14 protein-coding genes are annotated in these 23206 nt (G+C 42.9%); 2 read left to right on the forward strand and 12 right to left on the reverse strand.

Going from position 1 to position 23206, the window contains the following annotated elements; genetic code table 11:
- Positions 1–149: 149 nt before the first annotated feature.
- Positions 150–1637 (reverse strand): cobyrinate a,c-diamide synthase, encoded by a 1488-nt coding sequence (locus RM347_RS22120; RefSeq protein WP_322718445.1) that lies wholly within the window; start codon positions 1635–1637, stop codon positions 150–152.
- Positions 1638–1877: 240 nt separating this feature from the next.
- On the opposite strand from RM347_RS22120, the gene RM347_RS22125 reads away from it, so the two are divergent.
- Positions 1878–2513 carry a glutathione S-transferase family protein gene (locus RM347_RS22125; RefSeq protein ID WP_322718444.1) on the forward strand — a complete coding sequence of 212 codons (636 nt, stop codon included), beginning with the start codon at positions 1878–1880 and terminating at the stop codon, positions 2511–2513.
- A 219-nt stretch (positions 2514–2732) separates the two neighbouring features.
- On the opposite strand, the gene opcA is transcribed toward RM347_RS22125, so the two are convergent.
- The 4 genes from opcA to fbp all read right to left on the reverse strand — a co-directional run bounded on the left by opcA (position 2733) and on the right by fbp (position 8573).
- A complete protein-coding gene (gene opcA, locus RM347_RS22130; RefSeq protein WP_322718443.1) occupies positions 2733–4103 on the reverse strand; it encodes a glucose-6-phosphate dehydrogenase assembly protein OpcA in 1371 nt (456 codons plus the stop codon).
- Between the two features lie 238 nt (positions 4104–4341).
- A complete protein-coding gene (gene zwf / locus RM347_RS22135) occupies positions 4342–5871 on the reverse strand; it encodes a glucose-6-phosphate dehydrogenase (RefSeq protein WP_322718442.1) in 1530 nt (509 codons plus the stop codon).
- Between the two features lie 170 nt (positions 5872–6041).
- The gene (tal, locus tag RM347_RS22140) at positions 6042–7187 is read right to left on the reverse strand and encodes a transaldolase (RefSeq protein WP_322718451.1); all 1146 of its coding nucleotides are present in this window, start codon (positions 7185–7187) and stop codon (positions 6042–6044) included.
- Between the two features lie 336 nt (positions 7188–7523).
- Entirely contained in the window at positions 7524–8573 is a 1050-nt protein-coding gene (gene fbp, locus RM347_RS22145) for a class 1 fructose-bisphosphatase (protein WP_322718441.1), read from the reverse strand.
- Positions 8574–9110: 537 nt separating this feature from the next.
- Here fbp and RM347_RS22150 point away from each other — a divergent pair.
- Complete coding sequence (locus RM347_RS22150) at positions 9111–10877, forward strand: RluA family pseudouridine synthase (RefSeq protein WP_322718440.1); 1767 nt, start codon at positions 9111–9113, stop codon at positions 10875–10877.
- A gap of 285 nt (positions 10878–11162) precedes the next feature.
- Here RM347_RS22150 and RM347_RS22155 read toward each other — a convergent pair whose 3' ends face one another.
- From RM347_RS22155 to RM347_RS22185, 7 genes are all read right to left on the reverse strand, one after another.
- A complete protein-coding gene (locus tag RM347_RS22155) occupies positions 11163–11864 on the reverse strand; it encodes a DevA family ABC transporter ATP-binding protein (protein WP_322718439.1) in 702 nt (233 codons plus the stop codon).
- Positions 11865–11982: 118 nt separating this feature from the next.
- Complete coding sequence (locus RM347_RS22160; RefSeq protein WP_322718438.1) at positions 11983–12879, reverse strand: class I SAM-dependent methyltransferase; 897 nt, start codon at positions 12877–12879, stop codon at positions 11983–11985.
- 266 nt (positions 12880–13145) lie between these two features.
- Entirely contained in the window at positions 13146–14504 is a 1359-nt protein-coding gene (locus RM347_RS22165) for an aminotransferase class I/II-fold pyridoxal phosphate-dependent enzyme (protein WP_322718437.1), read from the reverse strand.
- A 9-nt stretch (positions 14505–14513) separates the two neighbouring features.
- The gene (locus RM347_RS22170; protein ID WP_322718436.1) at positions 14514–17159 is read right to left on the reverse strand and encodes a type I polyketide synthase; all 2646 of its coding nucleotides are present in this window, start codon (positions 17157–17159) and stop codon (positions 14514–14516) included.
- 55 nt (positions 17160–17214) lie between these two features.
- A complete protein-coding gene (locus RM347_RS22175) occupies positions 17215–18597 on the reverse strand; it encodes an acyltransferase domain-containing protein (protein WP_322718435.1) in 1383 nt (460 codons plus the stop codon).
- A gap of 120 nt (positions 18598–18717) precedes the next feature.
- Positions 18718–22107, reverse strand: a complete 3390-nt coding sequence (locus tag RM347_RS22180) for a beta-ketoacyl synthase N-terminal-like domain-containing protein (protein WP_322718434.1) — start codon at positions 22105–22107, stop codon at positions 18718–18720.
- Between the two features lie 667 nt (positions 22108–22774).
- Positions 22775–23158 carry a DUF5360 family protein gene (locus RM347_RS22185; RefSeq protein ID WP_416211896.1) on the reverse strand — a complete coding sequence of 128 codons (384 nt, stop codon included), beginning with the start codon at positions 23156–23158 and terminating at the stop codon, positions 22775–22777.
- Between the last annotated feature and the right edge of the window lie 48 nt (positions 23159–23206).

Consider the following 23206-nt stretch of genomic DNA (forward strand, 5'->3'; position numbering starts at 1 on the left):
TGAAGTCTTGAAATTTAATTCTTAATTCTTTTCTTTTTACTTTTTACTTTTACCTTTTGACTTACTAGCCCCTGCCTTCACAGCGATAGGATATTTTTTTAGTTGGAAGTCCCTAAGCAGAGGAAGCAGGGGGAGAATTTTGGAAGTTGCTAAATCCACGTTCCTAAAGATGCTACTTTCAGACATTCTTTAAGAAACTGCTGGGGAATTTCTCCACTTTCTCCCCAGTGCAAATGCACATAAGAGGCATGAACATTTGCGGGTAAACCCCATCCCTCGCATCCCATATTTTCCTCACAGTCGTAGTGAGAAGTTTCAAATAGGGGCTGAGTGGGAGTTAAGGTTAAATGGGAACGATGAAACTCATGTCCGTAAACAGTTGTATTTGCCTTAACTAACAGATTATCTTGCAAAGCTACTGCACGCCGATACCCCAAAGTTAAACGCCCACCCATCACAGCAGATGTTGGTAGCACTCCCGCCATCGACCAAGATTTCCCCTCAAAATCGATAATTTGCTCACACAAATACATCAATCCTCCGCATTCGGCAACTGTAGGCATTCCTTTAAGTATTGCCGTTTTCACTGCATCACGAGCGCTGGAATTTTCTGCTAGTTGCTGGGCAAAAACTTCTGGGAAACCTCCGCCAAAATACATTCCCTGCACATCTTTTGGTATACCAGCATCTTCTAAGGGACTCCAGAAAACCAGTTTTGCACCAAGCTGTTGCAGCAAATCGAGATTGTCTTGGTAGTAAAAATTAAAAGCGCGATCGCGCGCTACTGCAATCCTGACTGGGAATGAGGAGTAGGGAGAGACGGGATTAATCGCGTCTGTACTGGGGAGTGGTTCTGATTTTAACAAAGGTAATAAGCGTTGCCAGTCGAAGCAAGTATCTCCTAAATCGGCGAGGCGATCAATTAAAGCGTTGAGTTCGGGAAGTTCTGCTGTGGGAACTAAACCCAAATGGCGGTCGGGAATTGTGATGTTATCTTGACGCCGCAGTACGCCGAGAATAGGTAATTGTAAAGGTTCTAGGGAATCTTTGAGGAGAGAGAGATGGCGATCGCTTCCGACGCGATTTAATACTACCCCAGCTATTTTAATTCGGGGATCAAAAGATTGGTAGCCGTGAGCGATCGCAGCTACAGAACCAGATAAACGACTGCAATCAATTACCAACACCACAGGTAAATTTAAAAGCCGCGCGATGTGTGCCGTACTGGCAAAATCAGTAATTTGTCCTTTGTCATTTGTCCTTTGTCCTTTGTTTTTTACAAATGACATAGGCGCTTCTCTACGAGACGCTACGCGAACGCCTTCCCGCAGGGTATGACTATTGACCGATGACGAAACACCATCAAACAATCCCATCACCCCTTCCACTAGGGCATATTCACTCAGTTGACTATGACGGGCAAAACATTGCTGAACGTAGGCTTCGGAAGTCAGTACCGGGTCTAAATTGCGACAAGCACGACCAGTTACGTGTTGATGAAACATCGGATCAATGTAGTCTGGGCCTACCTTGAAAGATTGCACCAGGCGATCGCGACGACGTAAAGATGCTAAAAGGGTGAGCGTGACTGTTGTCTTGCCCACCCCACTACGTTCCCCAGCAATGACTAAAGCCATAAATGAAACAATTTAGGTTTTTATGCAGCAACTATTTTGACTATTATCTGTGTGTCTATCGTCGCTTTTTGCAAAAGCAGATGCACCAGTTTCTCAAACCGACTAACTCAAACTTATACCAATTAGAAACAATAAAACCAGCCAATTAGGGGAGTTAGGCTGAAAAAGTCTGTTTAACAATATAGTTGGAGATTAGCCAAGACTTCAGATAGCAATAAGCTACCAGAAAAGGAACGTTTTATGATAGTTGTGCATCATCTTAACAACTCGCGATCGCAGCGTGTGCTGTGGCTGCTTGAGGAATTAGGTATCGAATACGAGATCAAATTCTATGAACGCGATGCAAAGACGATGCTGGCACCGGAATCGCTGCGCCAAGTCCATCCCCTCGGCAAGTCACCAGTAATCACAGATGCAGACTTGACGATTGCTGAGTCGGGTGCAATTATCGAATACCTAGTTGATCGCTACGGTAATGGTCGGCTAGTTCCGGCATCGGGTACGCCGGAGCATGTGCGCTACAAGTATTGGCTACATTACGCCGAAGGCTCTGCAATGCCACTGCTGGTGATGCGGCTGATATTGAACAATTTCGGGGCAGGGAACAGCAGTGTGGTTAGCGGATTCGTCGCGCCCCAGATCAAACTTCACTTTGACTACATAGAAGGCGAACTCGGCAAAAATACCTGGTTTGTGGGCAAAGAATTTACTGCTGCCGATATCCAAATGAGCTTTCCCCTAGAAGTAGTCGCTACGCTCCCCGAAGAGGTCGAGAGCCGGCCAAAGCTCAAAGAATTTATCGCTCGCATTCATGCGCGACCTGCTTACAAACGTGCCCTTGAGCGTGGAGGCAAATACGACGTATCCTTTCAATAAAACTATAAATCAATACGCTTGGGTTAAGAGGAATAGTAGGTTGGGTTGAGCGACAGCGAAACCCAACAAAGCCTCAGAAATGTTGGGTTTCGTTCCTCAACCCAACCTACGCCAGTTTTAGTTTTTAGCCTTAACTGAACCGTATTGAACTATAAATAATTAAAAAAATTCCCCCTCTTTCTGCGTCGGAAAGGGGGGAGGTAGGGGTTTCGGTCTGAATTAATTCGCCAACTTGAAAATATTCGCTGTCACTCCCAAACTTTCTTCAAAAAGTGACTCGCGGCCCCAACGTTGCACCTGCTGACTCAGCAATGCTTCCGCCTTTTGTTCCGAAAGTGAAGTCACTTGTTGAAACAGACCGGCGGATTGGGCACCACCGTGGGTTTCCATCCGCATACAGCCACCAGTTTCCGAACAAATTACTGTACCACAGTCTGCCTGCGGATTTGTCGAACTGAGGCGCAGGGCAATTAAGTCGCCAGCAATCTCACCCACATCAGCAAGGGGGACACCAGCTAATTCGGCTTCTACTTGCCGTTGGCCTTGGGTAATAAAGCGAATGCGAGTGATCTCGTAATCTCCAGTTTCCTTTTGATAGGAAACTGGCTGCCATTGTAGACGACTTGCTAGCCAACCCAAAAACAGCAATGCCTGTGCGGGGTTGCCTTTTTCGTAATCAATCGTTACTCGGTCAATTTCCCTAATAGCAGCCCGACGGTGAGGAGAGTCATAGGCTTCAGCTGTTAATTCTTGCCATGCTGAGAGGCGACGCCAGTTTAGGTCAGCTAGGGGAACTCCACTTTCCACAAATTCTTGTAGGCGGAGTAAATCACTTTCTGGCTCGTTAAAGCGGCAAGAATCCACAATAACATTATTGCAAACTGCTGCCAGCCGCTTGAATAGAGTGTTATTGGGATCTGGTGTTGCTTTCCACCAGAGAAACTTTGGTAAGCCGCCAATTAACAATGCTGGAATCATGCCCCCTACCCGTTCCAAGGCAGCAGCAGTTCCACTGAGAGTTATATATTCGCAGCAAATTAGTGTGCTTGACGATTGCTTTTGAATCGGGCAATAGGCAGAAACTTGAGCTTTAACCCCTTCATCTTCACCAGCAATGGGAAACAGCGCAATAATTCGGCAAGGGTTGCGGAGGGCGATTTCATCGGCAATTCTGGGGCTTGGAGCATTTAAGCTGTGAATACCAACAGAACCATTATCCCCCGTAGCCCCGTTTCCTTGACGTTTGGCGAATTCTTCTCTCAAGATAGCCAGGGTTTCAGGTGTTGTTATTCCAGTTTCTGGCAGTGCGTATTTTATTTGCACTTGCCGCAAGGCAGCTTGCATCTGAGGCCCTAAAATCCCGTCAAGCGGGCCGTTGTAAAATCCCAAAGTAGCTAGAAGATACTGGGTTTCTTCCGGTTCGTAAACCACTAAGGTAAATGTAGTGGCCCGAGTAGCAGCAGGAAGCCCACCGTCCTCGCCAGTAATACCGTAACTTTGCCAAATTTGATTCAGTTCCGTATCTATTTCGTTAAGCGAAATATCTTTTGGTGCCTGAAGTGAAAAAATTGTAGAAGCTTGGGGAGCCATAGTAGTTTTGAGTTGTCAGCTTTGTTTTGTTGAATAAGTTAGAAGTTAGGAGTTAGGAGAGACGCGATTAATCGCGTCTGTACAAGAGTTAAAAGTTAGAAGTTAGAAGTTAGAGTTAAAAGTTAGAATAACTGAAATTCTTAACTCAAAAACTCATAATTTATAACTTATTACTCATAATTTATCACTCCTAACCGGAGGCCGAGTGTCTCCGGCTTTGCTGTTAACTCCTAAGTTTCTACAGTCTGCGCCAGCGACGGCCATCCTGGTTAATTAAGAATTCTGCTTCTGCTGGTTCCCAGGTACCGGCTTCATACTGGGGAATAGTATTTGCATCGGCGGGTGCATCCCAAACGGAAAGGGCTGGTGTTACTACCTGCCAAGCTGCTTCTACTTCGTCCGCCCGTGTGAATAATGTTTGATCGCCCATCATACAATCAAGGAATAAGCGATCGTAGGCATCGGATGTTGCTTGGATGCCAAAGGAACCATAACTAAAGTCCATATCAACGGAACGGGTGCGGAATTCTGCCCCTGGCATTTTCACATCAAAACGTAGGGAAATACCTTCATTCGGCTGAATCCGCATTGTTAAAATGTTGGCGTTTGTCTGTTGAGCGGCAGATTGGAACATCCGAGACGGAACTTCGCGGAAGTGAATGGAAATCTCACTGACTTTTTTCGGCATCCGCTTCCCGGTACGCAAGTAGAAAGGAACACCTTTCCAGCGCCAGTTGTCCACCAAAAACTTCATTGCAACGTAGGTGGGTGTGGTGGAATTGGGATCAACGCCTGGTTCTGTCCGATACCCTGGCACTGCTTGACCTTTCATCCAGCCAGCACTGTACTGACCGCGTACTGCTGACCGCGACAGATTGTGAACATCAGCTAGACGAGTAGCTTGGAGTACCTTCACTTTTTCTGTGCGGATGCTGTCGGCATCCATTGCATTGGGTGCTTCCATCGCCGTTAAGCAGTAAAGTTGCATGAGGTGATTTTGCAACATATCCCGTAGTGCGCCGGCGCTTTCATAGTAACCAGCGCGGTCTTCCACTCCCACTGTTTCTGCCACGGTAATTTGCACGTGGTCAACAAACTGACGATTCCACAACGGCTCAAAAATCGCATTGGCAAAGCGAAACACCAGCAAATTCTGGACTGTTTCTTTACCCAAGTAGTGGTCAATGCGGTAGACTTGGTTTTCTTTACAAAACTTCTGTACCACTTGGTTAAGACTCTGAGCAGAAGCCAAGTCCCGACCAAAGGGTTTTTCAATTACTAGACGATGTTTGTAGGGATCTTCTAGCATTCCGGCGCTTCCTAGCTGCTTAATCGCTTCCGGAAAGAATGAGGGGGCAACCGAGAGGTAGAACATCCGATTCCCTCGCGTGCCCCGTTTTTCGTCTAATTCACTCAATAAGTTTTTCAGTTTTTGATAGCTTTCGGGGTTGTCTATATCCCCAGGACTGTAGAACAGACCTTGGGAGAAGTCTTGCCATAGTTCCCCTAAATCGACATCAGGATGTGCCTCTTCCATGCCTTTTTTCATTTGTTCACGGAAGTACTCGTGGCTCCATTCTCGACGTGCCACACCGACAATAGTCGTTTCTGGGGGAATACGCCGTTCTCGCCGCAATTTGTAAAGTGCTGGCACTAGTTTGCGCCAGGTGAGATCGCCAGAAGCGCCAAAAATGACTATAATCTGGGGTTCGGGCATCCCTTGTTGTTGCAGACCAACGCGCAAGGGATTTTCTAGCAGACTAACCATAACAATTTTAGATTTTGGGTTTTGGATTTTGGATTGGGGAACTCGGGGCCCCCTCTGGGTATAAGGGGCAATGGGTATTAGGGACTGGGTATTGAGGGTTTGGTATTGAGTACTGGATATTAGGAAAATTGTTTACCAGTCTCCAGTCCCCAGTCCCCAGTCCCTAGTCCCTACACTGGTGACAATACCTTGATCTTTTCTTCTAAAGAGTTCATCAAGGACTGGAAGGGCTGGATAAACTTGTCAATACCTTCGAGTAACAGTTCATCCATGACGGCATCGAGATCGATGTTGATGTCGGGATCTTTGAGGTTTTCGATCAGCGTGTAAGCTTTGTCTACATCCGTTTCTAAGCGATCGCTTACGTTACAATGATCGGCACAAGCTTTAATGGTCGCTGGTGGTAAGGTGTTAACGGTATCTCGGCCTATCAACTCTTCGACATACATCACGTCTCTGTAGTTGGGGTCTTTGGTGCTGGTGCTAGCCCAAAGTAGCCGCTGTACTTTGGCTCCTTTGGCTGCTAAAGCTTGCCAACGCTCGCTTCTAATGATTTTCTTGTATTCTTGGTACGCTATCTTAGCGTTAGCGATCGCTACTTTCCCTTTAACAGCCAAGAGCTTTGCTTCCACGGCAATATCATCAACGCCTTTCTTCAACTTAGCATCAATTTTGGCGTCAATGTTGCTATCAATCCGACTGAGGAAGAAGCTAGCGACTGAAGCAATTCTACTGATGTCTTTACCTTCAGCTACCCGTTTTTCTAAGCCACGAATATAAGCCCAAGCTGTGTTTACATAGCTTTCTACAGAAAACAGTAGCGTAATGTTGACATTAATACCATCTGCGATCGCCTGTTCCACTGCTGGCAAGCCAGGTTCTGTGCCGGGAATTTTAATCATCAAATTTTCCCGATCAATTTCTTGGAAATAGCGTCGAGCTTCGGCTATGGTTGCTTCAGTATCATGGGCAATGGTTGGCGGTACTTCGATACTCACATAACCATCTCGTCTATTCGAGGCTTCATAAACAGGGCGTAAAATATCACTGGCATTACGGATATCTGCAAAAACTAGCGATTCGTAAATTTTGTATGTCGGTAAGCCAGCCCGAACTCCGGCTTCGATATCGGCATCATAAATAACGTTACCAGCGATCGCTTTTTCAAAGATAGCGGGGTTAGAGGTAATCCCAGAGATCCCTTGATTTTCAACCAAGTCTTTGAGTTCACCTGATTGAATAATGTCACGGGTCAAATTATCCATCCAGATACTTTGACCGTATTGGTTAATTTCTAGTAGATGATTGGTGGCCATAGCTTTAATTTGTTTCACTCCTGTATAGTGATGTTCCCAAGTGAAGTTGGCAAAACCCATCAAATGTTGATGGTGACTTTTGAATTGTGGCGTTGCCAATTACTTATTGCATCGGCCAGCTGAGATAATCTTTAATACATCTTCAAAAAGTGCTATTCTGCATTCCCAATCCTAAATCACCATGATTAACTTTTAATTAATGCCATAGGCTAGACGCATCCTTGATAATTTTGTCACCGTCTTCTAGTGCAGCATGGCAAAAATAATTATCCAGTTGAAAAAAGTTCAAAAGCGTAATTTACAAGCTTTTTTTCTTCTGTCTTCTGCTTTCTGACACTAGTGTCCGTTTTGAATAAAAGACTCCACCTTTGCTACATCCTCTTTGCTACCAATAATTAAAGGGGTGCGCTGATGCAGTTTTTTCGGCACCACATCCAATATATTTACCAGTCCTGTAGTCGCACGACCGCCTGCTTGCTCAATCAAAAAGGCGAGAGGAGCGGTTTCGTAAAGCAAGCGCAATTTCCCTTCTGGGTTTTGAATTGTGCCTGGGTAGAGAAACACGCCGCCTTGAACTAGAATTCTATGGATGTCGCTCACCATTGCTCCGCTATAACGAGCGGTGTAGCCTTCTGTGCGATGAACGTAGCGGATGTATTCTCGAATTGATTCTTCCCACTGCCAGAAGTTACCTTCGTTCACGCTGTAAACAGAACCGTGGGTGGGAATCCGGATATTTTCTTCTGTGAGAATAAACTCTCCTAAGCTGGGATCAAGAACAAAGGAATGAACACCTTTACCTATAGTATAAACCAGCATTGTGCTTGGCCCATACAGAATGTATCCGGCAGCGAGTTGTTTACGTCCGTTGGTTAGGAGGTCAGTTGCTTTACCATCGCTATCAGTTCCTTCTTGTTGGCGAATGGCGAAAATGGAACCTAAGCTGAGATTGTTATCAGTGTTGGATGAGCCATCAATTGGGTCATACAGCAGAGTATAGCGACCAATGGGGCAATTTTCTGGGATGTAGTAGGGATTTTCCATTTCCTCAGAAGCGAGGCGACAGACTAAGCCGCTTTGCTTAAACACTGAAATAAACACATCATTGGCATAGACATCCATCTTTTTGACGGACTCTCCTTGCACATTCACTTCCCCAGTAAATCCGAGAACACCTTCCATTAAACCGGCGCGACTCATACGGCGAGCAATGAGTTTGCCAGCAAGGGCGATGCGATTCATCAACGCACTCAAATCCTGTGCATCTGGCGAAAAACTCTGAAGTTGCTGGAGAACGTGACGGGATAAGGTTGTACAATCACGATCTAGGGATTTATCTGTAGCATCGTAGGTAGATAAGTCAAGAGATTCCGGCGCTTTAGCCATTTTAATGTTCTCCGCAGCCACTAGCTGTTAGTTGGGTTTTAGTCGTGTATGGCAACTTATAGTTGCTGCTTCTATCTTAGAAAGGTAATTTGAGAACTTAGATGCGACTTTAGATAAACTAAAGAAATGAATCTTTGGTGACCCCTGCACCAGAGCCTAGCTACTAGGACTTAACAAGACTTTCTGAAACTGATTTTACAGTCGGGGAAAGACACTATGATGTTTATGGGCATGAATGGCGAATTGTCTCACCTGCCGCATGGAAGCAAATTTTGCGATCGCTCCTACACCCATGCTTGTTTCTAATCCCTAACTCCCAATCCTCAGTGCCTAGTCTGGCGCAGTGGGATTTTTTACGTGTAAACTATACCGTTCAGCTTGCCCTTATTGACAGCTACGCTATATGTGCCCCATGTAGCAAAACTTCTAAAAAACTTTGCGAGTTACTGAATTTATCTTAATCAACTATTACTATTAAATAAGTGGTTAATAAAGCTTCATATATTAGGATCAGCTAGATTTGCAATCATACTTTGTATGGTAATTCTGTACCCACTTTCAGATTTCATCGACTGCGATTTTGCTATCAGCGACTCATCTTGTAGCTATTGGTACGAAGGGCGTTGTCTCCAAAGTGGCGTAGGCGTAGCCCGTCGTAGACATCGCCTGAAATTACCCCGCACCTCAATGGCTGAAGCGATCGCCCACGGATTAATGCAATCCTTTATCAACAATGACTGTTATTCTCGTGAAGGCAAGATGTATGGAATCCTATTGGTTGAACTGCCTAATGGCGAACAACGGGTACTCAAAGCCTTCTCCGGTCTTTTGAATGGTTGCAGTGTCGTTGAGGGCTGGGTGCCACCAATTCCCGGAAGAGACGAAGTCGCTTTAGAGGAAGCCCGCACTTTGGCACAGTTGGACGCGATCAAGCAGGAAATTATTACCCTGAAGCAACTGACCGAACGCCAGCAGTATGAAACCCTGTTTGATGACTTTGAGCAACAATTGCAAGCAATGAGCGATCGCCATCGCGATTGCAAACATCAACGACAGGAAAAGCGTCAGCAAATCTGTAATACACTCAGTCCAGAAGCACTGACTATTGCCGTTGAACAACTCGACGAAGAGAGTCGTCAGCAGGGAATTGAGCGACGACAACTTAAACGCCAGCAAAATGCAGTATTACAGCCTCTCCAACAGTTAATTGCAGCGGCGGATGCACGAATTAGCGAACTGAAACAACAACGTAAAGCGCTATCTCGTCAACTCCAAGCTCAGATGCACGCCACCTACAGCCTGACCAATTTTTCCGGGCGATCGCGATCATTGCAACAATTGATGCCAGGAGGCTCGCCCACTGGCACAGGAGACTGTTGTGCCCCAAAGCTACTCCATTATGCGGCAACACACAATCTCAAACCACTGGCAATGGCAGAATTTTGGTGGGGTGCATCTTCCCTAAATCAGGATAAAATCCAGGGAGAATTTTATGGAGCATGTACCGAGCGATGTCAGCCATTGATGGGGTTTTTGCTCTCTGGGTTGAAACCTATTTCAATCCCTAATAGGGATTTTTACACAACTACCCCACTGTTGTTAAATAAATTAACATATTTGTGTAGCTCCAATGAAAAAGATTGTAATTTCCCAACCTTCTCCCCTATCAAGGAAGAGATCCCGATTATTTATGAAGACGAATGGCTGATTGCTGTGAACAAACCTGCTGGGCTACTTTCAGTGCCTGGTCGTTATCACGATCGCCAAGATAGTGTCTTGAGCCGCTTACGTCATCTGTTACCTGATGGCATGGCGCTTGCATCTGTGCATCGCTTAGATCAGCAAACTTCTGGGATTTTGTTGTTGGCACGCGATCGCCAAACCCATCGACAACTTAGCCAGGAGTTTCAGCAACGGCGGGTTCACAAGGTTTATGAAGCCATACTTGCCGGTGCTGTGACAGTTGAGCAAGGTGTGATTGACCTACCACTGTGGGGAGATCCTGAAAATCGCCCTGCTCAAAAAGTTGATTGGCAGCACGGTAAACCTAGTTTGACGCACTTCCAGGTAATGGCGAGGGAAGCAGACTACACTCGCGTAGAATTTACGCCGTCAACAGGACGCACTCATCAGTTGAGGGTTCATGCGGCTGATGCGCGAGGACTTGGGGTAACTATTTTAGGCGATCGTCTTTATGGATGCTGTGCGGTTACCAATCGCTTACATCTACACGCCAGAGAACTTCGCTTCGAGCATCCACAGTTAGAAAAAACCCTGCATTTGCAAGCAATCACGCCCTTTTGACACGTCATTTCATAACTCAGGAAAGGCAATGGATTCTCCAGTTTTTTGGTGTTGCTTGCCGAAAATATTATCTTCTTTCTTAACTAACCTGTGGAGCGTGGGTTAGATGCTTATTAAATTGGCATTTAGTTTATTAGTTTGGCATAACAAGTACTGAAGAATCAATTTTTATTATTTCCTTCTCTTGGAGAATCGCTTCAGGTATGCCATTATAACGATGGCAAATTTCTTGTATAAACGCAGTTTTTGGTAATTCATAGATGAGTAAATTGATTGTAAATAAATTTAATTGATTTGGGCTACGCTATTGCTAACCAGATGACCATCTTCCATATAAATTATGCGATCGCCTATATCAAGAATACGGTTGTCGTGTGTCACCATTAATATGGTACAACCTTGTTCTTTGGCTAAATTTTGCATTAAAACTACCACATCACGTCCAGATTTTTTATCGAGTGCTGCTGTCGGTTCGTCTGCTAGCACAATTTTAGGATGGCTCACCAAAGCACGAGCAATTGCTACCCGTTGTCGCTGTCCACCTGATAAGTTTTCGGCATAATAATCAACACGATGTTCTAAACCAACTTGTTCTAAAATAGCAGTTGCTTTTGCATCTAAATCTTGGTTTAGCATTTCATCATGGAGTTCTAATGACATTCGCACATTTTGTTTTGCTGTTAAGAATGTCATTAAATTATGGGCTTGGAAAATATATCCAATTTGACGGCGAAGCATTGTCAATTCTTGTTTACTGGCTTCACACATTTCTTGCTCAAGTATCTTTAAACTGCCTTCTTGAGCAGAGCGTAAGCCACCCATTAAGGTAAGTAAAGTTGTTTTTCCTGAACCAGATGGGCCAGTCATAATTACAATTTCTCCAGGATATATTTCTAAGTTAATATCGAAGAGGACTTGCTTCTTAAGATTGCCTTTACCAAAGTAATGATTGAGGTTGTTTACTGAAATTACTGGAGTGAGGCTCATACAATTCTGAATTTTAAAGTGCTCTTTTAACCTCTCTCCTACGAGGAGAGAGGCTTTGATTCTTAATCCACGAACATTATAGGAAAAAGCTTGGAGATTAGGCTTGTATTGGACTCAATTACAAACCGCTATATTGGTAAGCTTTTACCCCAACAACAGCGCAAAATTCATGTTTAACTTCCACTTTTTTGCCTGCTGCTAAACGTTGATCGACGTAGGTAATAAAAGTTTCAAAAACTTGAGTGACTTTTGTCTTTTCTAGGGCATTTAAAAATCCAGCAGATGCCCCTGATTTCAACATATATTCAGCTACATCCTCTCCAGTTTTACAAGGAACAATTCCTTCACCATCCCAAGCATATTCTGATTTAAATTCACCTCTACAGAATGTCTTAACAAGGTAGTCTTTGTTTTTGGGAAGATGCAATACTACATCTTTAATCATTGCTTCCGGGTAGTCCATTAACACTTTTGTAAAGATATCTGAAACGTCTTTGAGAGAACTGGCTTTATTTTCAATCAATCCAATAAAGCCGCCTGGTTTTACTACTCTTTCTAATTCTCGCAATAATTGAACGTGATCCATGTAACAAATTCCCCAGCCACAAACTACTCCGTCAACTGATTTATCGGCTACGTTGGACAAATAAGAAATAGCATCAGAGTGAACAAAGCTAATATTTGATAAATTTTGTTCAGCAGCTTTTTCTTTATTGCGTTCTAGCATTCCAATTGAAAGGTCTACCGCGACAATTTCACCATTCTGTCCTACTTTTTCAGCTAACTTTTCAGTGAAAAATCCTGTGCCACAAGCTAAATCTAGAATATATTGACCTTTAGTCACAGGCAGTTTATCCCATAACTCTAAAGCACATTTTCCGAGATATTTTGAATAATAGTCATCGTAGGATGCGGCGGCAACGTTGTAGTCAGCAGTTTGGTCTGATTTAACGTTGCTGAGTTTCAGCATAGCAGTTCTGTAAAGCAGTTTAGGTGCGTTCCAAATTGTAGTCATTGTTTTACCTCTAAATTCAAAAAATGTGGTTATTTGTTTGGATGGACTGAAGATAATTTCCATAAATTGATAATTGAATTTATTTTTGATTTATACAGAAATAAATTCTGATTTTTGTTCAATTTTATGGAAAAAAGACAAATTTAATCAAATCAAGCCTTTCACCTTTCCTTAAAGGTGGTCATAGAAAGCTATTTTTGCCAGTTAATGGCTAGATAAACCAGTTAATTTTCGCGGTGGCGATCTGGTTTTTTGGTAATAGCAAATCAAGTGGTATATCCTACTAAGTTAAGTTGTCTAATTTTTGCTAATTCGTCGGCAACTGTATTAATTGTGAAGTTAATTTGTTCTGGTGTATGAGTTGAACTAATGAAAAAGCGCAAACGAGCAGCTTTGTCTTCTACTGCTGGATAAATCATTGGTTGAACGTTGATTTTGTGATGAAATAATGCTTGAGAAAGTTGGATACAATGCACGGAGTTACCAACAATAATGGGTATGACGGCAGAGTCTTTACTCATACCAGTATCTAGTTTGCGATCGCTTGCTAATTCCAAAAACAATTTGGCGCGTTCATGCAGACACTTAACTCGTTGTGGTTCAGCTTTTAACTTTTGGATTGAGGCTAGTGCAGCTGCTGTATTTGCTGGCGACATTCCGGCGCTATAAATAAAGCCAGGGGATGTGTATTTTAGGTATTTGATTACAGCTTGACAGCCAGCTATATAACCGCCACAACTAGCGAAGGATTTGCTGACTGTTCCCATCCATAAATCCACATCTGTGGGATTAATGTTGTGGTATTCGCCGATACCGCAACCATGTTCTCCTAAAACACCGATGGAGTGTGCTTCATCTACCATTAAAAAGGTTTTATGACGCTTTTTGATTTCGATAAATTTTGGTAAGTCGGGAATGTCACCATCCATACTGTAAACGCCTTCGATCGCAATTAGCACTCGTTTGTAGCGACGGCGTTGTTCAAAGAGTATTTTGTCTAAACTTTGCCAATCGTTGTGAGGAAAGCTAATTTGAGTTGCGCCTGACATTATGCATCCTTGAATGACGCTGTTGTGGATGAGTGCGTCATGAAGAATGAGGTCACCTTTGCTAAATAAATGACCGATTGTGCTTTCATTGGTGGCGTGACCCGCTGTGTAAATAATAGCATCTTCTACACCAATTAATGAAGCGATCGCTTGTTCTAATTGCCGATGTAATGGTCTTTCTCCTGATGCTAAACGGCTTGCTGAAACTGATGTACCATAGCGGTCAATTGCTTCTTTGGCTGCGCGAGATACATCAAAATCGCCGGATAATCCTAGATAATTGTAGCTGGAATAATTAATAAATTCTTGTCCGGCAATTTTCGTGCGATCGCCATTTATTCCTTCGTGAATTTTGAAGTATGGGTCAACAACACCATTAGCTTGCATTCCTGCAATTAGCTGTTCTAGGTTGCGATATTGGGGATAATGAAAAAAGTCATAATTTTCTGGTGGAATATCATCAGTTTGAGCAGCCACTGTTTGAGTTTGACTAGCTTTTTTCTGCATGAGTTCTTTTAACAATTCTCGCTTTTCTTCTGGCGACAAAGTTGAGAGGTTTTGAGCTTGATTACTCATTATTTTTTCCTAATTTAATAAATTGGCTAGTAAAGAATCAACTTCATCATCTGAAAGTTCATCGATACTAATTAAATGGTTTTCGGTTGAGATAGAATCTGCTAATTTCATGTCAGCTAGCAGTTGTGTGGCAAATATAGAAATACTTGGCCCTTGAAGAAAGTTGGCAATGGGTACGTCTATACCTAAATCAGCTTCAATACGATTCTTTAATTCCACAGCCATTAAAGAGTCCATACCCAAGTCATTTAGAGGCTGATTGGCATCGAGTTTAGAAGCAGGAATTCGCAGTACTTTCGCAACTTCTTCTAGTAAATAATGCTGAATTAAGTTTTGGCGATCGCCTGATTCTACTTCTAGAACTTTTTCACGGATAAAATTATCATTTTCTGGTGTGTTTTTAGGTTCGTTGCTAATTAAATTGGCAAGTAATGATGAATAATTAATTGCTTCCCAGTTAACGGACATTACAGCAATTTGAGGATTAGTTTGTTGCAAGAGGTTTTTCAACACCTGCATTCCTACTTTGGGTGTAATGCTGTCAATTTGTCGGTGTATAGTTCGATTATTTCGTGCAGCCATACCAACCTCAGACCATGGCCCCCAGTTAATACTTAAAGCTGGTAAACCTTGAGCATGACGGTAATGAGCTAAACCATCTAAAAAGGCATTTGCTGCAACATAATTTCCCTGGCCGGGAGAACCAAGTATGGAAGCAGCAGAAGAGAACATTACAAAAAAGTCTAGCGGTATTTTTAAGGTTAAATTATGTAGATTCCAAGCACCGTTAACTTTGGGAGCCATTACTGACTTAAATCGTTCTTGATTTAAATCTAGTAAAATGCCATCATCTAAAATTCCTGCTGCGTTAATGATGCCTTTTAATTGTGGCATAAAGTTGTCAATTTCTGCAAGAGTTTTAGCAACTTGTTTTTCACAACCTACATCTGCTTTAACCACAACAAGTCGCACGCCAGAGGATTTAATTTCATCCAAAATTTGTTCAGTTTCCGAGTTAGCATCGCTTCTACTCATTAAGACTAAATTTCGTGCTCCTTGCTGTACCATCCATTGAGAAACTTTTAAACCAAGTCCTCCGAGTCCGCCAGTAACTAAATAAGTTGCATCAGGATAAAAACTTAGGTTTTGTGTAGGATTGAGAGAAGTTTGTACTAATCTTGATACATAGCGATCGCTTCCTCGTAAAGCAATTTGTTCTTCATTCTCTTCGCAGTGTAATTCATTGCCAAGCTGTGCAATCTCTTCTAAAGTAGCTGTTAAACTTAAATCCACTCGCACGCAGCGCAATTCCGGATTTTCGCGACAAATTACTCCTCCTAAGCCCCACAAAGCTGATTGATTAACTGATACGCTTTCTTTACCTACTGCTTGACTCCCAAATGTTATCAAAAAAAGCCGAGATAAGGAGTTAGCATGACTTAAGGCTTGTACTAAATGCAGTACGCTAATACACCCTAATCTTTGTGATTCTTCCAAAGTCGTTATAGCCGCAGCAAACGAACTCCAAAGATGAATAATTCCCCGGTAAGATGGAACAATATTCAGTAACTTTTGGAAATCTTCCTTAGAATCAGGGTTAATTTGATAATGTTGGGGTTCTAAAACTTCAAATGTCTTCCCTGGTGAAACTTTAATACAAGTTTCGCCTTGTGCTTCTAGCTGTGACTGGAGAATTTCTCCAACACCTTGGTTGTCAGCAAATATTAACCAGCTACCAAGAGAAGTGGGAGATTTAATGATTGGATATGCTTTTTCTTCCCACTCAAGTTTATACAATAAATTATCAAGTTTTTCCGCAGACTTGCGTTCTAATTTTTGCAGACACAAACCTAAAACTTCGGCAATAACTTGCTCATTTTCATCTAGAATGAGAATATCTCCTTCTAGAAAATTGTCTGCATTAGAACACAAACGAGCGTAACTCCATAAATGCAGGTTGGGGCGACTATATAGCCTGATTTCTTTAACACTGACTGGCAAGTAAACATTGCTGTTACTTTCAATTGTTTCAGAAGATATTGCTGCTCCTAAGACTTGTAAGCAAGCGTCAAATATTGCTGGATGAAATTGGTAATATCCAACTTCTGATTCGATAAGATGGGGAACTTCTATTTGAGCGATAGCTTCTTTTTTACCACGCCAAATTCTTTTTATACCTTGAAAGGATTGACCATATTCTAACCCCATTTTATGGAGTTCTAAATAGTAATCTTTTATAAATATTTCTTCAGTACAAAGGTTTTTTAGTTCATTGATACTGACTTGTGTAAATTCTTCAGTGGTTTGTGAAGTCTGAATTTTACCCGTTGAATGTATTTTCCAGAAATCTTTGCCTAAAGGGGAACTGGAAATCTGGAAAGTGATTTCTTCATTGGTGTGAGACAGACTTGTTTGAAAACGGCGAGTATCATTTTCGCGCAAAATCAAAGGACGGACGAATTCTAGGTTTGTTAAAACTGTAGGTGAAGTATTTTCTGTTAATGCTTTAGCTAAAGATAAACCTGTTTCTATATAGACTGCTGCTGGTACGACAACAGCATTCTGCACTCGATGTTCATTGAGGTAAAACAAGCTTTGAGTGCTAATTTCCGATTCAAATTTTTGTACTTGGTTAGTTGGTATATCAATCGTCATAATTTACTCCTTATTTTTTGTTAGTAGATAGTTGTAAATATTTCAGCGCTAACAACTACCCATTAACTACCTTCCCCAGTAATGGATGAGTTGAAACCAGCGGTTTTATAGGTGCTGATTCTGCTATCCAATAGCGTTGGCATTCAAAGGGATATGTTGGTAAGAAAATCCGGCGGCGAGAATAGGGTTTGTTAAATGCAACCCAGTCCACATTGACGCCATTAATGTACAATTCACCTAAGCTTTCTAAAAGCATTTGCCAATCTTGTTGACCTTTCTTTAAACACGACAACCAAATGCTATTTTCTGACTGGAAACAACGCTTACCCATATTCACTAAAGTGGGATGGGGCCCAATTTCTAAAAAGCTGTTATAACCCTGTTTTGCTAATGTGTTAATTCCCGACACAAATTGCACTGTTTCTCTCAGATGACGACTCCAATAATTAGCATCAGGAATAAATCCAGAAGGCATAAATTCCCCTGTTAAATTGGAAACTAATGGCAGATTTGGTGCAGCAAATTTCACTGAAGCAGCTACTTGCTTAAAGGCGTCTAACATTGGTTCCATCAAGTGTGAATGAAATGCTCCAGAAACGTTAAGCGATCGCACTTCTATTTTTTGTGTTTGTAATTTTTGCTGCACTGCTAATACTGCCTCTGCCTCACCGGAAATAACTGTGTTGTAAAGCCCATTCACGGCTGCGATCGCAATTTTTCCTTGATACTCGGCAATAATAGCTGCTACTTGCAATGCTGGTAAAAATACTGTCGCCATCATTCCCCCAGTGGCAACATCTTGCATCAGCTTTCCTCTAGAAGCAATCAGCTTAAGTCCATCTTCTAAACTGAATACTCCCGCCACGCAAGCTGCTACATATTCACCGACGCTGTGACCCATCACCGCTTCTGGTACAATTCCCCAAGATTGCAATAACTCTGCTAAAGCGTATTCCACGGCAAAGAGTGCAGGCTGGGTGTAAGCGGTTGCGTGTAATAATTCAGACGCCTCGGATGCCGGATCTAGTACTTGCAATAAAGGCTTTTGCAAATAAGGATTGAGAATTTCGTTGCAGATATCTAGAGATTGACGAAATACCGGATGTGTATTGTATAGCTGTTGTGCCATACCTACATATTGAGAACCTTGACCGGTGAATAGGAATGCAATTTTGGGGCGGTGAAAGGGTTTGTGATTGGTAGGTTCGCTGGTGGTGAAGGCGCTTAGTTTTTGGCAAAGTTCGACAGTAGAATCGGCGACAAAGGTGGCGCGGTGTTGGAAATGCGATCGCCCAGTATTTGCAGTGAAGCAAACATCAGTAAGTTTGGCATCAGGATGAGAGTTAAGATAATTTGCGTAACTACCAGCAAGCGATCGCAATGCCGTTGGAGTTTTCGCCGATACGGTAAGAATGTGTTGTGAGGGTTCGGAAAACATAATTTACCTTGTTTTAAAATTGGGTATTGGGCAGAATTATTGACTTTTGACCAATGACTAATGACTAACGACAAATGACCAATGACCAATGACCAATGACCAATGACAAATGACAAATGACTAATGACTAATGACAAATGACTCTTCCAAGACGACATGGGCATTAGTACCACCGAATCCAAAGGAACTCACACCAGCAAATAGGGAATTATTCACTGAGTTCCAAGGTTGGTGTTCCGTGGGGATGAAAAAGGGAGTGTTTTCTAAAGAAATATGTGGATTGAGTTGTTTGAGATTCAAGTGAGCAGGAATTTCACGGTGATATAAAGCCAGGGCGACTTTAATCAAACCGGCAATACCAGCAGCAGCTTCTAAATGACCGATGTTGGTTTTTACCGAACCGATCGCACAAGGTTGATTTAGCGATCGCCCTTTGCTCAATACAGCTTTTAAGGAGTTGATTTCGATCGGATCGCCTAAAGGTGTACCGGTACCGTGAGCTTCTACATAGCTAATTTGATCTGGTGTCACACCAGCATTTTCCAAGGCTTGGCGAATCACTGCTTGCTGGGACAATCCATTGGGTGCTGTCAATCCATTGCTGTGTCCATCTTGGTTAATCGCCGAACCTCTAATCGTTGCCAAGATGTTGTCTCCATCCCGCAAAGCATCAGAAAGCCGTTTCAAAACTACGACGCCGCAACCTTCACTCCGCACATAACCATCAGCACTAGCATCAAAAGTTTTGCACCGTCCATCAGCCGCCATCATCCGCGCTTGGGAAAAAGCAATGGTCAAATCTGGCGACAGAATCAAATTCACTCCACCCACCAGCGCTAAATTGCATTCACCAGAACGCAGACTTTGACAAGCTAAATGCGCTGCGACCAAAGACGAAGAACAGGCGGTATCCACAGCTAAAGAAGGCCCGATGAAATCAAAGAAATAAGATAGACGGTTGGCGGCGATACTGTGGGCATTACCCGTACCGGCGTAGGCGTCAATGTTGGTAGTTTGCAACCGCCAGTAGTCACTGGTGCTGATGCCAATAAACACCCCACTGAGACTACCTGCAAGCTTTTCAGCCGGAATTGCCGCATTTTCCAAAGCTTCCCAAGCTACCTTCATCAACAAGCGTTGTTGGGGATCCATACGTTCGGCTTCCCGTGGGGAAATTCCGAAGAATTGGGGGTCAAACTGATCTACTTGTGCTAAAAATCCGCCCCAACGGCTACTCATTTTGCCAGGAGTTGCCGGTCTTGGATGGTAGAAGGAGTTTACATCCCAACGGTTGGCGGGTACTTCAACGATCGCATCTTTTTGGTAACGCAACAGTTCCCAATAGGCATCTAGATAATTTGCACCAGGAAAGCAACTACTCATACCCACGATAGCGATCGGTTCTCTTACAGGCTTTTCGCTGACAGATGGAGCAATTGATTTTTTCAGATTCGGCTTCTCGCCCAGGTATTCTGCCAGACTTTCGATATTTGGGTAATCGTAGAGAAGAGTCGGTTCAAGCTGACATTCCAAGCATTCTGCCAAATCACCTGTTAGTCTGACCGCCGCCACAGAATCTAAACCATAGCAAGCGAATGACTCCTTGATATCTATTTGATGAAAAGCCAGATTCAACCGTTGCGAAATTTGCGAAACCAACCAATCCTGAATTGCCATCCGCGAACGATTAATAACTCCCCTTCTCTCCTTATCCCCTTGTCCCCCTTGTCCTCCTTGTCCTCCTTCTTGCCTCCACTCTCCCACCACATCCAAACTGCCGTCGAGAAAGGCAGCAAGGCAGGCATGACGCTGAATTTTGCCGCTAGAAGTTTTGGGAATGCTGCCAGTTTTTAGCAATACAATGGCATAAACTTGTAAATCGTGGTGTTCGGCGATCGCACGACGAATCGCCCCGACGACTTCACTAACATTCAGCTTTCGCAGAGAAGTGCGCTCTACTTCAAAAGCGATCGCTAATTGTTCTTCACCAGCAACTGCAACTGCAAAGGCTGCACCACTACCTGGTTGCAATGCTGAATGGCTTTTTTCAACAGTCTGTTCAATGTCCTGGGGATAATGGTTGCGTCCGCGAATAATAATTAAGTCTTTCAGGCGACCGGTCACAAACAATTCACCATTGAGCATAAAACCCAAGTCACCAGTACGGAGAAAGCGATTAATTTCCCCTGTCTCCTCAGAAACTCCTAGCCTTGCTTGGAAAGTAAATTCTGTCTGTTCGACTCGATTCCAATAACCTTGGGCGACACTCGCACTTGAGACCCAAATTTCACCCACTTCCCCATCTGCACAAGGATTTAAAGATTCGCGTTCTACAATTACAACTTTCACCTCCTCTGGAACCTGACCGCAACCTACCAATGTCCGGGAACCTTCTTCTTCCGGTGCAGCAGCCACCACCCGATTTTGTTCTAGTGCCACCCCTTGAACGCTGTGAATTACAGGGGGAGCATCTTTCAAGCCACCGGTGACAAACAATGTACCTTCTGCCAAACCGTAGCAGGGGTAAAAAGCTTCATACCGGAAACCACAGGGAGCGAAGGTATCAGCAAACCGCTTCAGAGTTTGCTCGCGAATTGGTTCAGCGCCTGTAAAAGCTAATTTCCAGGAACTCAAATCAAGGTTTGCCAACTTTTCTGGTGTAGCTTTTTGCACGCACAAATCATAAGCGAAGTTGGGGCCGCCGCTAGTTGTCCCTTGGTAACGGGAAATAGCTTGCAACCACCGAAAAGGGTTTTGCAGAAAAGCCATTGGCGGTATCAGCGCTGTTGGAAAACCGCCGTAGAGGGGTTGAATGATGCCACCGATGAGTCCCATATCGTGGTAGGGTGGCAGCCAAATTACTCCTTGACTGTTGGGCGTGTGCCGGAAATACTGGTAAATTAGTTTAGAATTGTGTAGCAAATTGCCGTGGCTAACCATCACACCTTTTGGTGCAGAAGTTGAGCCAGAGGTGTATTGAAGAAAGGCTAAAGTACTTTGATCGCAAGTGGGAGTGCGCCATTCATCAGCCAAATTCCAATCAAGGTTATCTGTAGCTAGCAATTGCAGACTTGTCAACTCTGGAGTCAAAGCAAACCATTGTTCCAAATTAGACAGCAAGGATGTATTGGTTAACGCTACCGAAGCTTGAGCATCCTTGACAATTGCTTGAATGCGTCCCAAAGAGCGATTATTTCGAGGCGGATAGGCGGGGACAGCAACCACTCCAGCATACAGACAGCCAAAAAAAGCAATACTGTATTCCAATCCTGGCGGGTAGAGTAGTAGCACCCGTTCACCCTTAACACCAAGACATTGTAGTTGAAATGCGATCGCTCTCACTCGCCGTTCCCACTCAAAGTAAGTCAAGCTAACTTCTTCATTTTCTCCATCTACCAAAAAGCTATAAGCTGTGTCCTCTGGTTGATGTTCAGCCCTGTAACGAGCTAAATCTATTAAATTAGAAAATTCTATACAATTTTTACTGACATTATTAGCAGAAATTACCATTACTTCTTTTCCTTCAAAAAATTAACCGTTTTTGCAGTTAAGAAAAATATCACACCTCAGTCAATTCTTATTTGGTGGCGTTGCACATTGACAAGGATGGTGACTACTGCCCACAATGCTCAATTCTGCTGGGCGATGTTTACCCTGCGATTGGCATTTTCTCCTGCATGTATGCAACGCCTATTTGGTATATACAACAAGACAATGATGCATTACGGTATTTTTGTTGATTAGTTTAAAAAAATACAATAAATTCCCAGCCGGAGTTATCTTCAATGCCAGTAAAGTTCTTTGTACTGTGCATTGGCTTGTTTAAATAAAACATCGGAAAAATTAACTTTTAAGACTTACACTATAAGAGTTGTAAGCTGATGCTGATTGCTCTTTTATCTCCGCTTGATGATATATCGGCTACAAAGGTAAAAGTTATGCACACTTTACGCAAGTTTTATATTACTCTAATAAATTTTTATTTTGGGTATGGGGAAAGAGGGTTGAATGTGTTACTTTTTGGCGTTGCTCATTTAAAATATGAATTGTAAATTTTTATGTTTTATAATGTGAAACCAATGCTGGTAGAGACGTTGCGGAAAACGTCTCTACGATAAATTTGTGATTTCATATCCGAGTTCAGCAACGCCTATTTTTTGCCTACCTTGTCTCCCCCTCATTTCCCAGACAAAAATTGAGGTATAAAAAATAGCGGGTATATCAGTAAGAACAGATTAGGTAGCCACCAACTGATGTCAAAATCTAATCTCAGTGTCCAAAAGGCGATCGCTTGTAGACCTGAGCAAAAGGTTAGTATTAATGAAATTAACGCAGTTTGCCTCCAAATGCTTATACCTTGCTTATAAAGAAGCAAGCTTGTCAACCCTGTAAATGATATTAATAAATCTAAAGGTAAAAACGAGAAATTCCATGCGACCAATATAGGATTGTCATAATCCTTAAATAAATATTGATTTGGAATCCAATGAAATACGGTAATTAGCCAATACAAAATAAATCCGATATCAGTGACTATAAAAAACTTCTTGAGTCTCTTCATATTTCAAATCCTAAGTTACTAAATGAATATCTTTCTCATTATAAAAAC

The sequence above is a fragment of the Nostoc sp. ChiQUE02 genome, assembly GCF_034531305.2.
In the GTDB taxonomy this organism is placed as follows: Bacteria; Cyanobacteriota; Cyanobacteriia; order Cyanobacteriales; family Nostocaceae; genus Nostoc.